Raw genomic sequence first — 11,852 nt, 5'->3', positions numbered from 1 at the left:
GTAGAACTTGCGGTTGGTCAGGTCATGATCGGTCATGGCCCGCCCCTGCCAGAGCCCCGTCAGCCCCGCAATAGGCTAGGCCAGTCGGCGGCAAGGCGCGCGCCCGGGTACACTTACTTAAAGTTAATCGAAGACGGTTAAACTTGCGGGAAATGCACAAGTGCCCCTTCCGGGCCTGCCCTTTTAGATCGCGATAGACGGGTTTCATCCATGCCAATTGTTCAGAAATTCACGCGTTTCGATGAATCGATCATCTGGTCTTTGCTGCACCGGTTCTACATGGAGGCAGGGCCGGCCGCCTGGTCGGACAAGATTGTCCCCCAGCGCAGCACATCGAACGCCTTTTGTGCCGATACCTATGCGTCGATTGTCGCCTCATTCTTCAAGGAGCTGCTGGCCGAGGGAAACAGCCAGCCGCCGCTGGTGATCGAACTGGGCGGGGGCAGTGGCCGCTTCGCGTGGCAGTTCCTCAACCGATTGTTCAATTACCACTTCTCGCAAGAGGATCCCTGCCCCGAATTCACCTACCTGCTGACCGACGGTTCGGAGAAGAACATTGCAGGCTGGAAGCAGAAGGAGCGTTTCGCGCCGCTGGTGGAAAGCGGAGTGCTCGACTTTGCGCAACTCCTGATCGAACCCGATCCGGTGATCCGCATGCAGGACGGCGACGTCAGGCCCGCCGATCTGGCCGATCGCCCGGTGATCATCATCGCCAATTACCTGTTCGATTCGATCGCGTCCAACATGCTGCGCATTCGCGATCATCAGATCGAGCAGGTCTTCGTCCAGACCGAATCTACCGAGCGCAAGTTTCTCGACCGGCCGATCACCACCTTCCAGTCGATCAGCGAGCGCTTTGAAAGCCGCCCGATCGAAGGCGATGCGCCGACCGGCCATCCGATCATCGACACAGCGATCAGGGATTATGCCCGGCGTTCCGGCGACTTTCATGTGGTGGTGCCGCAGATCTGCATGGAATTCATCGAGAAGTTTCTCGGCCGCAGCACCCCGCTGCTGCTGCTCGCAGGCGATCTGGCCTATACCGACCCGTCGCAGTTCGAGCTGGAAAGCCCGCTGATTTTCGACACCTATTTCGCCCATTACACCAATCTTCACATCTTCGGCGAAATGTTCCGCGCCTATGGCGGCGACATGCAGTCGCAGCGCCACAAGGACGCGAATTTCAGCTGCAACCTGCTGTCGCTTCCGGGCAAAGACGAATGGGCCGAACTGTCGCTGACGCGCACCCGCGAAACGGCGCTGGCGCTGCTCAAGGACTTCAACCCCTACGATGCGCACGAGCTGACCGAGCTGATCGAGAACACGGCCGGCGAAATGTCGATCCGTCAGGCGATGGCGCTGATCCGCTTTTCGAAGTTCGATCCCGATGTTGCCGCCGCCTGCCTCCCTCACCTCCTGTTCAACATCGAGCAGGGCGAAGAAGCGATCGACCGGCCGCAAATCTACGAAACCTTCATGGAAGCCTATCGCGCGTTCTTCCCTGACGGTTCGGAAAGCCGGCTCGATTCCGGTATCGCGCAATTGTTCATGCGGCTCGGCTATCATGCGCAGGCGTTGCAGCTTATGAATCATGCGATCGGCGAATTCGGGGCAAGCGCGCCACGCCTGTTTGCCATGTCACTGGCCTATTTCAACCTGGGTGATCAGGACAAGGCGGAAGTCCTCGCCCGCAAAGCGGTCGCGCTCGATCCGCATTTTGCGCCCGCGCAGCGCATGATCGCGGACAAGTTCGAAGCACCCGCCGCCGCCGTGCCGGTCGCTGCCGCGACCAGCTATGCGCACGTCACGGTCTCCAATCGCGACCCCAAGGTGACAAGCAAGGCGGCAAAACTGCTGGCCGATCGCGGGGTCGTGCTGATCGATGACCTGCTGACCGCCGATGTGGTCGCCGAATTGCGCAGCGCGCTCAAGGAACGGGTCAACAACTGGCAATCGAGTGAACTGGGCAAGCCCAACAATGTCGGCGACAAGCGGTTTACTGTCCCGATCCGCTTGCAGGCGCCCTTCGACAATCCCGGCGTCTATGCCAATCCGGTGCTGCTCGAAACGCTGCAGCGGGTGATGGGCGAAAAGCCGGTGCTGCACGCCTTCGGGTCGGTCACCACATACGAAGGCGCGCGGATGCAGCATGTTCACCGCGAGCACCCGCTGCTGTTCAACACCGATGCAGGCAACGCAAACGTCCCTTGCTATGCCACCACCATCCTGATCCCGCTGATCGATCTCGACGAGGAAGCGGGCGGCACGCAATTGTGGGAAGGCACCCACATGACGCCCAAGTCTGCCGAATGGCAAGGCGATCCGCTCGTGTTCTACACCAAGGCCGGAAGCGCGCTGGTGTTCGACTACCGGACCTTCCACGGCGGCATGCCGTGCCGCGCGTCACACGGGCGGCCGCTGCTCTATTTCACCTACACCATGCCGTGGTTCCACGACACGCTAGCCTTCGAGTCCCACGCAGCGATGGGGCTCAGCGACGCCGAAAGGATGAAGGTGCCCGAACATCACCGCGACCTGTTCAGGTTTGCCAAACGCATCGCAGCCTGACGGGCGTTAGCTGTTCGGGGCGGCGTTGCGCCAATACGGGACGGCGCTGAACGGCCGCTTGCTGTTAGCCGCAACCTAAGTCAGTTCAACTAACACAAGTAAGGTTCTCAGCAGCGCAAGTTCAACAGCCAAGCGGGGGTTTAATCACATGAAGCGTCAACGTCTGAAAGAATCGTCATTTCTTGGTGCAGCGCTCGCGATGAGTGTGACCGGCATCGAAATGCCTGCCCATGCGGCAGAATTGCCCAGGCAGGGCACCAGCATCACGATGAGCGATTTCGGCAGCACCGATGGGTTCGTCACTCTTGCCGTGCTGGACGATGTCGCTGAAACCACGAAGAAGAGCTCGTCCAAGAAGGGCACCAGCACTTCGACCAGCGGCGGCCATTACGGTGGCGACGACGACAAGTCGGGTTCCAAGAAGAGCTCGTCCAAGAAGGGCACCAGCAGCTCGAGTAGCGGCGGCTACTACGGCGACGACGACAAGTCGGGCTCCAAGAAGGGCTCGAAGAAGGGCTCGTCCAAGAAGGGCACCAGCAGTTCGACCAGCGGCGGCTACACTTCGACTTCGAGCGGCGGCTCGACCAGCTCGACGTCCGGCGGCTCGACCACCTCGACGAGCTCGTCGGGCGGCACCACCTCGACGTCCGGTGGCAGCAGCACCTCGGGCGGCAGTGGTTCGACTTCGGGCGGTTCGACTTCCGGCGGTTCGACTTCGGGCGGCACGTCCTCGACCTCGGGCGGTTCGACTTCGGGCGGTTCGACTTCGGGTGGCACGCCTGTGCCCGAGCCCAGCATGCTCGCCATTCTCGGGCTTGGCGCAGCTGCCGTGCTCGGCGGACGGCGCCGCAAGAAGCCCGGCTCGGCAGCCTGACGGGAAGCCGCAATCGCAACGCAAACGGAAAAGGGGGCCATCCGGCCCCCTTTTTTCGTGCCGGTCGCAATCGCCTGATAAGGAATTGCGGTTAATGATGGCGCATGATCTTCCGCCGGTTTGCCCCTGTTGCCTTGTTCGCTGCGGCAATTCTCTCCGCTTGCCAGAGCAGCGCGCCCGCGAGCATGGCCGGGGCAGAGACAGCCATCGCGGAGCACCGGTATTTCGATGCACGCGCCGCCTTGCTCGCCTGGCGCGAGGACAATGGCGCATCGCCGGAAAACAGCGCGCTCCTTGCCGAGGTGCTGGTCGAACTCGGCGACGGCTACACCGCCGAACGCTACCTCACCGAGCTTGAACCGCAACGCGGCACAACGCCCGAGTGGCTTTCGCTGCGCGTGCGTTCGCTGATCCTGCAAGGCAAGCCCTGGAGAGCGCGCGAGCTGATCGAGCAATCGGACTGGAAGGGCTCGCCCGAAGGGGAGCGGGACTATCTGCTGGTGTGGGCCGCGATGGAAGAGGGCAATGCCGGGCAAGCGATCGCGGATGTCGATCGTGCCTTGCGGCTTTATCCCGACCATCCCGGACTGAACGCGAAAGCCGCCAGGCTGGCGGTGTGGGAGGGCAACTGGGAGGCTGCGAATCTGCACGTCGCAGCCGCACTGGCGGCCGAACCCGATCAATTCGAAGCGCTGCTCGTCCAGGGCGAGGGGCAGATCGCCCTAGGCGATCTCGAAGAGGCGCTGAAGACCTATCGGCGTGCCGGCGCCGCCTATCCCGATTTTGCGATTTCCCATGCGAATGTCGCCGGACTATTGCTGGATCTGGGCCGGCTCGATGAGGCTGACAAGGTCCTCGGCAAGGCCTTGCAGGCGCACCCGGAGTTTTCCCTGCTGCGCTTCAATGCAGCGCGCCTCGCGGCGCTGCGAGGGCAGTGGCAGGTCGCCCGCACAACGGTCCAGGCTCTGCCAAGCGATTGGAAGCGCACATTCCCGGCGACCACCATGCTCGAAGCCGATATCGAGGCAGGCCTTGGCAATCACGCCATGGCGAACACCTTGTACAGCCAGCTGGAAGATGACCCGAGGTTCTCTGCGCAGGCATTGGCCAAGCGCGGCAAGCTGCCGCTTGGGTAGCGGCCTGGAAATCCACGACGGACAACACTACCCCGACATCTGCAAACAACGATTTTGATGCCGATCGCATTCTAATTCCTTCATTTTGGCAACACCGCAATTTATCCATTCAAGTTGCGACTTTGCTGATTGGGGTCGGTCAAGCCGCGCGTGCCCGCAGGTCTTCGAAGGTATGGCGAACGAGCAGGGTGCCGTTGCGCCAGACCGGCCGCAGCAGATTGTCAGCATCAACCACTGCGTCCTTCCGCTGGACGACCAAGTGGTTATCCTCCTGCACCACTGCCTGACGGCCGGCCTTACTGGACTTGCCGGGATCGGTCGCGGGAGCCTTCGCCACATCGTGCCACACACCTTCTGCATCGCGCATGGCATTGGCTTTCATCGCAAAGCGCAGAGTGTCACGGTTGACCTGCTGGAGCAGGCCGCCTCCCATGCCGAACGCGATGTTGTCGATGGCAAAGCCTTCCTCGATCAATCGGTCGATCAACTGCGCGATGGTGGCGTGCGTCATGCCATCGCCTTGGATCACGCGCACGTGGCTATCCAGCACGCGGAAGCCCTTGGCGTTGATGGTGCCGCCGAAGGCGGCCCACAGAGTCTTTATCGCCCGCACAGGGGTTTCCACCGGATCGCCGCTGTCGGGCCTGATGACCAGCGTGCCCTTGCGGGCCAGTACCTTGTCGCGAAGGCTGCCGCCCCAGATGCCAGTCAAGGCCGCATCCAGATCGTAGCTGTCCGAGACGACGGCCACCAACTTGCCTTCGCCGTCAAAGGCCTCGAGCATGTTCTCATAGGCGGCTTTCTCGCGCGCTCTTCCCCAGCTGGTCATCGTGCTATGCTCTGCCGCCGGGATCGAGAACCCGGCCATGTCCGCGCCATAATAGCGGCGGGCAGCGATCAGCCCTTCCATCGTGTCGGTGCCCATGAAGTTGACTAGATGCGCCATGCCGCCAAGGCCTGCACTCTCGCCGCTGCTGGTGCCGCGCGCGCCGAAGTCGTGGAGCTTGAACGGCAGCTGGCCGAAGGCGTCTTCGCTGGTCTTCTCCAGCCCCGCACGGATGATCAGGCGGCATTGGCGGCTGAGCGTGGCGACAGTGGTCGGATACCAGATCGCGCGCAGCAGCGCGGTCTCGATAAAGGTTGCCAGCCACGGCAGGCGCGGATCGGTCGTCTCGACCTGCACCAAGGGTACGCCGGTCGAGACGATCATGCCTTCGGGCAAGGCGCGGATCTCGATCGGCAGATAGCCGCCGTGCTCGTCCAGGATTATCTGCCAGCCTTCACGGTTGAAGGGCACACCGTGGGCGGCGCAGATCGCCTCGGCCTCGTCGATATCGTGCTGGCTGATCGGACGCGCCAGATAGTCCAGGAGATAAGGCTGCAGGCCCATGAACAGCACTTCATCGGCAAAGTCGTTGGGCCGTGCCTCGATGTAGGCGCTGATCGCGCGGGTCTCGGGCGGGTATTGGAGGTAGTGGCTGTGCTTATAGCTGTCGGTCGCCAGGATCAGATTGGTCATGATGTGAACTCCTCACATGATCGCCGGGTGCAGGGCTCCCCTGCGCGGCGGATTGGTTCTCAAAGATCGGCCATTTCCTCGATGATGGCCCAGTGGTCCTCGAACAGCATCTCAGGGGACAGATCACCGAGGCGATACCACTGCGCGTGGGCCGCATCGTCGCCGCCCTTCACGCTGAACAGCTTGCGGCGCTCGGGCAGGCGGAAGAGGAACGCATGGGTGATGATCCGCCCGCGGAGCGAACGGTTCGGCGCATCGAACACCCGCGTGCGCGCATCCTCGATGAAGCTGGCGAGCATGGCGGGCGGGATCTGGCCCTTGCCATCGCTGATCGCGGTTTCCTCGCGCAGTTCGCGGATCGCCGCATCGCGGATACGCTCGGCCGGATCGACGAAGCCGCCGGGCAGCGCGAGCAATCCCTTGCCAGGCGCACGCCCCCGCTCGACCAGCAGGATGTGACCCGACTGGACCACTACCGCATCAGCCGTGACGAAGGGCCCCGTTCCCCATTGTGAAGGATAGGCAGCGAGGAACTCGGCCTCTTCAAGCAGGCCCTTGAAGGCCTCCCCGAGCATGAACTCGCGCAGGAACTCGGCGACGCCGGCAGATAGGATGCTCGCAGGCACTTCCGGGATGCGCTGGAAGTAGCGCTGGCGCACGTCGCTCGACGAAAAGGTGCCATACTGGCTTTCGACCTGCAGGTTCTCCCATTCGGGGAACAGCTTGAGGTAGTAGGAAGAAGCGTCCTTGCCGTAGCCTGCCAGTGCGACGCGGAAATCGCTCAGCCCATGATTCTGGAAGCCATGGCCGTTGCCATGCTCCAGGACCAGCGCCCGCACCTTGCGTTGGACCTGCGTGACCCAAGCAGTGTCCGAATAGAGGTGATCGTCGATCGGCGCGATGATCAGGCGGCCTTGTGCCACCTCGTGCCGGAAGGCGGAGCGCAGCATCGCCTCACGCTCGGCATATGTGAAGGGATTGCGCGGATCGCGCGCTACGTTGGCGGACCCCACCAGCACGATCAGCCGCTCGACCTGTTCGAGCGTGCGGGCGATGACGTGTTCGTGGCCGATATGCAAAGGCTGGAAACGTCCGACGAAGACGCCGAAATCAAACTTGCTCATATCCGAGGCTCCCCCAGATCATCAAAGCGAGCCGGACTCCCCAACCCGCAACGACCTTATGCGCGCTAGACTTATATTCAGTCAAGATATAAGTGTGGCTTCATGAGCCATCCACCTTTTGCCGTCACTGTCGATCTCGTGCTGATGACCATTGCCGATGGCAGGCTGTCGGTCCTTTTGCAGCGCCGGTCGGAAGAGCCTTTTGCCGACCGCCTCGCCTTGCCAGGCGGTTTTGTGGGTATCGAAGAAACGCTCGGCGACGCCGCGCGGCGCATAGTGATCGGCAAAGCTGGCCTTGCTGCTGGCGCCAGCGCTTGGCTCGAACAGCTTTACACCTTCGGCGATCCGCAGCGCGATCCGAGGATGCGCACGGTCAGCGTCGCTCATTTTGCGCTGCTGCCCCATGCCGTCCTGGCCAGAGCCGTGTTATCGCGGTCCGATCTTGCGCTCGTCCCGGTCACCGATCTTGGCGAGCCTTTGGCATTCGATCACGCCACCATCATCGCCGCAGCTCATGAGAGGCTCAAGGGCAAGCTGGATTACTCGCCCGTCGCCTTCGCTCTGCTGCCGGACCTGTTCACCCTGCGCGACCTCCAGTCTGTCCACGAAGCAATCACCGGCAAGACCCTGAACAAACCCGCCTTCCGCCGGCGCATGCTGGACACGGGGTGGATAGAGCGCACTGGCCAGCGTGAAAGCGACACACCGTTCCGGCCTGCGGAGCTGTACAAAATCAGCGTGCAGGTTGCTGATGGCAGGGCCGGTTAGGAACGACTGTCGGGCGGCCGGATTTCAGGCCATCATGTCGCTTCACCAGGTAAGCTTTTTAGGCGAGGCCCGACCTGAAGCAGGTTGTTCACAAGGGCCAAGTTGAACGTCCGATTCCGCCCGAAGCCGCCAGGCGCTCCCGCTGATAATGAAGGCGAAGGTGTTCGGAAATAGCTGCTCTTGGTGGCAGAGGCGTCCATCGAAGCCATGGCCTCGATCAGGGTCCTGGATCCCCGTCCGGATTACAAATCACCTTGCCCGCGTGCATGGCGACGCAGGTCGGAACCTCAGGGCCGAAACGGACAGTCCCCCTCCTTGCGGAACCAAGACTGATGCCACCAAACGGGATCAGGATGGCGCGGCCCGGCCGGAATGGGCTGACAAGGCCTCCATCACGCGCGCCAAGGCCTGTCCCGCCGGGTCTTCCTCCCGCATCAGGGCATAGCTTCCCGATAGCCACAGCGCGCAGTGGCCGTGAACCGTCGCGATCAGCGAGCGCACGAGGCGACGGGTCGCTGGTTCGTCCGCGTGTCCGAGCCAGCGGGTGACCTCGCGATCGACGATCCCGGTCAGCGCCTCGCGCGCCGCTTCGTCCTGTTTGGCAATGGTGGTCGTGCGGTCGATGCGGTGATCGTAGATCGCCATCCATGCGTTGCGATTGGCGTCTGCAAAGGCGAAGTAGGCGCGGACCAGTGCTGCGACCCGAGCATCGCCATCGCCCGACGTGGCGGCGAGAGCCTCCTCCAGCCACGCGCTCCATTCGCGGAAAGTGCGGCTGTTCACGGCGATCAGATAGGCGTCAAGTCCGCCGAACACGTTGTAGATCGTGCCAACCGAATAGCCCGCCCGCCGCGCGGCCTCGCGCGCCGAGAACTTCGCGAAGCCCCGCTCGGCCATCAAGTCGTGCCCGCAGCCGATCAGCAGCTCGCGCAGCGCGTCAGGCGTATGATCGGATCGCCGTCCCATGAAACGGGTGATAACCGCGAAATTGAGCGCCGTCCAATTTTTAATTGAACAGTGTTCAGTTGTGTGAGAGTGTATGAGCGAATCACAGGGGAGTACCGTTGGTGTTCAGCAATTTCGCCATCGTCGGCTGGGGCGCCTACCGCCCGCGGCAGAGGCTTGCTTCCGATGAGCTCGACCGGCGCCACGGCCATCCGCCGGGGTGGACAGAGGCCAAGTTCGGTATCGCCGCGCGACATGTCGCCGCTGCCGACGAGACCACCTCGATGATGGCCGCCGCGGCCGCGCGCATCGCGATTGACCGGGCCGGATGGGGCGATGCGCTGCCCGATGTGATCATCGGCGGGTGCGGGGTGATGGAACAGCCGATCCCCTCCACCGCGGTTCTGGTGCAGGACCGGCTCGGCCTCGGCCATTCGGGCGTGCCGTGCTTCGACGTCAACCAGACCTGCCTGTCCTTCGTCGCCGCGCTCGATGTCGCGGCCACGGGGATCGCCGCCGGGCGCTGGAAGCGCGCGCTGGTCTTTGCCAGCGACATCGCCTCGGCGGGGCTCGACCCGGAGGTGCCCAAGACCCGCTCGATCTTCGGCGACGGCGCAGCGGCGCTCGCGATCGAGGCTTCGGGGGACGGGACGCGCGGCCTGATCGGCGCGGCCAGCGTCACCCACGGCGCACACCATGCGCTCGCCCAGCTGCGCGCGGGCGGCACCCGGCTGCGCGTCGATGAGGGCTTGGACGCGCTGGTTGCCGGATCCCGCTTCGAGATGGACGCCTTTGGCATCTTCAAGGCCGCCGCCAAGGCGCTTCCCGGCGTGATCGAGCGCGCGCTGGCCGAGGCAGGCGTGGCGCGCGAGGAGATCGCCTGCGTCATCTGCCATCAGGCGAGTGCGCCCGGGGTGGCGCACGTCAAGCGGCTGTTCGCGCCGGACGGCGAGCGGGTGATCGACCTCTTTGCCACCCACGGTAACCAGATCGCCGCCTCGATCCCCACGGTGCTCGCCCACGCCCTCGAGAGCGGGAAGGCGAGGCAGGGAGATGCCATCCTGCTGCTCGGCACGGCCGCCGGGATCAGCGCGACCGCGATGGTCATCCGCCTGTGAGCGCACCTGCGAACACCCGCCGGATCCTCGTCACCGGTGCGACCGGCGGGCTCGGGCAGGCACTGGTGCGCGAGGCGCTGGCTCGCGGCGCGCAGGTGCTCGCCAGCGGCCGCGACCCCGCAGCCGGCGCGCGGCTGGAGGCGCTCGGCGTCAGCTTCGTCCGCTGCGATCTCGCAGGCCCCGAGGCCGACCTTGCCGCGCTCGTCGCTGGCTGCGATAGCGTGATCCACGCCGCCGCGCTCTCGGCGAGCTGGGGGCGCGAGGCGGATTTCATCGCCGCCAATGTCACCGCCACCTTGCGCTTGCTCGATGCGGCCCGCGCGGCCGGGGTGAGCCGCTTCGTCTTCGTCTCCTCCCCCTCGATCTTCGCCGGATACCGCGAGCGCATCGGCATCGGCGAGGACGACCTCCCGCAAGCCGCCCCGCTCAATGCCTATGCCCGCACAAAGCTCATCGCCGAGCGCATGGTGCTGGCCGCCAGCCACGAGGGCCTGGCGACCTGTGCGATCCGCCCCCGCGCGCTGGTCGGGGAGGGCGACCGGGTGATCCTTCCGCGCCTCGCCGCGCTGGCCCGCAGGCCGCGGATGCCGCTGCCGGGCGGGGGCAAGGCGCTGATCGAGCTCACCGATCTGCGCGATGCGGCCTGGGCGATCTGCGAGGCCGAGGCGCGCCTTCCGGCAGTGGCGGGGTGCGCGATCAACATCTCGGGCGGCCAGCCGATCGCGGTGCGCGACCTCGCCTTGCGTCTCGCTGAGGGCATGGGAGCGCGCCCGCGGCCAATCTCCATCCCGCTTGCACTGGCCCGCCCGCTTGCGCGCCTTGCCGAGACCCTCGCCCGCCTGACCGCATCCCCGGAGGAACCCGTGCTCACCCGCTACACGCTTGCAACGCTCGGCTATTCGCAAACCTTCGACCTCGCGCCTGCAAGGCGCCTGCTCGGTTACACGCCCCGCCATGACGCGATCGCGACCCTGCTCGCCGAGGCGCGCCGCCTCGCCGCTTCGGGAGCCGCCGCATGATCCGCGTCGGTCTGCGCTGGCTAGAGCGCGGCTCTTGCAGCCACCCCGAAGCGATGACCATCGGCGGGGGCAGCCTGTGTGCCACGCGCTTCCCGGCGCTGGTCGGCGTGATCCGCCACCCGGCGCGCGGGATCTTCCTGTTCGACACCGGCTACGACCCCGCCTTCATCGCCGCGACCCGGCCCTTCCCGGAGCGCTTCTATCGCTGGACCACGCCGGTCCGCATCGGTGCGGGCGAGGAGTGGCGCGCGTGGCTCACGGCGAACGGGGTCGCCGAGAGCGAGATCGCGGGGACGATCCTCTCGCACTTTCACGGCGACCATGTTGCAGGCATGGCCCACCTCGCCGACCGGCCGGTCTATTGCGCACGCGCCGGGCTGGCGCAGCTGCGCCGACCGGGGCGCATCGCGCGCGTGCGGCAGGGGCTGCTCGCAGCTCTGGTCCCGCCGCAGGTCGATGCGCAGGCGCGCTTCTTCGAGGATGCACCGGCGCGCGCGCTGCCCTCAGCCTTTGCCCCGTTCGGCGAAGGGCGCGACATCCTCGGCGACGGCTCGCTGCTGGCGGTCGAGCTGCCCGGGCATTGTGCGGGCCACTGGGGCCTTGCGCTCACCACCGAGGCGGGCCAGCCGGTGCTGCTGGCGGCCGACGCGGTATGGTCGGGCCGCTCGATCGCAGAGCGCCGCCCGCCGCCGCGCCTCACCACCGCGCTGCTCGGCGACACGCGGCGTTACCGCCAGACGCTCGACCTGCTGAGCGAGGCGGCGGCGGGCAATCGCGAGCT

10 protein-coding genes are annotated in these 11,852 nt (G+C 64.9%); 7 read left to right on the top strand and 3 right to left on the bottom strand.

What is annotated here, in order from left to right; translation table 11 throughout:
• The first annotated feature begins 210 nt into the window (after nt 1-210).
• The 3 genes from NBV68_RS12685 (at nt 211) to NBV68_RS12675 (ending at nt 4,578) form a co-directional block, all read left to right on the top strand.
• Complete coding sequence (locus NBV68_RS12685; RefSeq protein WP_296310360.1) at nt 211-2,568, top strand: phytanoyl-CoA dioxygenase family protein; 2,358 nt, start codon at nt 211-213, stop codon at nt 2,566-2,568.
• Between the two features lie 199 nt (nt 2,569-2,767).
• The gene (locus NBV68_RS12680) at nt 2,768-3,442 is read left to right on the top strand and encodes a PEP-CTERM sorting domain-containing protein (RefSeq protein WP_296310358.1); all 675 of its coding nucleotides are present in this window, start codon (nt 2,768-2,770) and stop codon (nt 3,440-3,442) included.
• 185 nt (nt 3,443-3,627) lie between these two features.
• Nucleotides 3,628-4,578, top strand: a complete 951-nt coding sequence (locus NBV68_RS12675) for a tetratricopeptide repeat protein (RefSeq protein ID WP_296310357.1) — start codon at nt 3,628-3,630, stop codon at nt 4,576-4,578.
• Between the two features lie 139 nt (nt 4,579-4,717).
• On the opposite strand, the gene NBV68_RS12670 is transcribed toward NBV68_RS12675, so the two are convergent.
• A complete protein-coding gene (locus NBV68_RS12670; RefSeq protein ID WP_296310356.1) occupies nt 4,718-6,097 on the bottom strand; it encodes a nicotinate phosphoribosyltransferase in 1,380 nt (459 codons plus the stop codon).
• A 59-nt stretch (nt 6,098-6,156) separates the two neighbouring features.
• Nucleotides 6,157-7,221, bottom strand: coding sequence for a bifunctional nicotinamide-nucleotide adenylyltransferase/Nudix hydroxylase (locus NBV68_RS12665; RefSeq protein WP_296310355.1), 1,065 nt, complete (start codon nt 7,219-7,221; stop codon nt 6,157-6,159).
• A gap of 102 nt (nt 7,222-7,323) precedes the next feature.
• Here NBV68_RS12665 and NBV68_RS12660 point away from each other — a divergent pair, with 102 nt between their 5' ends.
• Nucleotides 7,324-7,989 carry an NUDIX domain-containing protein gene (locus NBV68_RS12660; protein WP_296310353.1) on the top strand — a complete coding sequence of 222 codons (666 nt, stop codon included), beginning with the start codon at nt 7,324-7,326 and terminating at the stop codon, nt 7,987-7,989.
• 348 nt (nt 7,990-8,337) lie between these two features.
• On the opposite strand, the gene NBV68_RS12655 is transcribed toward NBV68_RS12660, so the two are convergent.
• Nucleotides 8,338-8,955 (bottom strand): TetR/AcrR family transcriptional regulator, encoded by a 618-nt coding sequence (locus NBV68_RS12655; protein ID WP_296310352.1) that lies wholly within the window; start codon nt 8,953-8,955, stop codon nt 8,338-8,340.
• Between the two features lie 101 nt (nt 8,956-9,056).
• On the opposite strand from NBV68_RS12655, the gene NBV68_RS12650 reads away from it, so the two are divergent.
• The 3 genes from NBV68_RS12650 to NBV68_RS12640 all read left to right on the top strand — a co-directional run.
• Nucleotides 9,057-10,052, top strand: coding sequence for a 3-oxoacyl-[acyl-carrier-protein] synthase III C-terminal domain-containing protein (locus tag NBV68_RS12650; RefSeq protein WP_296310351.1), 996 nt, complete (start codon nt 9,057-9,059; stop codon nt 10,050-10,052).
• Nucleotides 10,049-11,071, top strand: coding sequence for an SDR family NAD(P)-dependent oxidoreductase (locus NBV68_RS12645; protein ID WP_296310349.1), 1,023 nt, complete (start codon nt 10,049-10,051; stop codon nt 11,069-11,071). The genes NBV68_RS12650 and NBV68_RS12645 overlap by 4 nt, the downstream gene beginning before the upstream one ends.
• Nucleotides 11,068-11,852 (top strand): MBL fold metallo-hydrolase (locus NBV68_RS12640; RefSeq protein WP_296310348.1); only part of this gene is annotated, 785 nt, incomplete at its 3' end. The genes NBV68_RS12645 and NBV68_RS12640, both read left to right, overlap by 4 nt.

Source organism: Erythrobacter sp., from assembly GCF_023653175.1.
Classification (GTDB): domain Bacteria; phylum Pseudomonadota; class Alphaproteobacteria; order Sphingomonadales; family Sphingomonadaceae; genus Erythrobacter.
The sequence above is the reverse complement of the archived record's forward strand: the minus strand, read 5'-3'. Positions and strand labels throughout refer to the sequence as shown.

Excerpts from the sequence above, each read along its gene's own strand:
- NBV68_RS12660 (WP_296310353.1), top strand. The coding sequence starts at position 7,324 with ATGAGCCATCCACCTTTTGCCGTCACTGTCGATCTCGTGCTGATGACC.
- NBV68_RS12675 (WP_296310357.1), top strand. The coding sequence starts at position 3,628 with ATGGCCGGGGCAGAGACAGCCATCGCGGAGCACCGGTATTTCGATGCA.
- NBV68_RS12680 (WP_296310358.1), top strand. The coding sequence starts at position 2,768 with ATGAGTGTGACCGGCATCGAAATGCCTGCCCATGCGGCAGAATTGCCC.
- NBV68_RS12655 (WP_296310352.1), bottom strand. The coding sequence starts at position 8,955 with ATGGGACGGCGATCCGATCATACGCCTGACGCGCTGCGCGAGCTGCTG.
- NBV68_RS12670 (WP_296310356.1), bottom strand. The coding sequence starts at position 6,097 with ATGACCAATCTGATCCTGGCGACCGACAGCTATAAGCACAGCCACTAC.
- NBV68_RS12665 (WP_296310355.1), bottom strand. The coding sequence starts at position 7,221 with ATGAGCAAGTTTGATTTCGGCGTCTTCGTCGGACGTTTCCAGCCTTTG.
- NBV68_RS12685 (WP_296310360.1), top strand. The coding sequence starts at position 211 with ATGCCAATTGTTCAGAAATTCACGCGTTTCGATGAATCGATCATCTGG.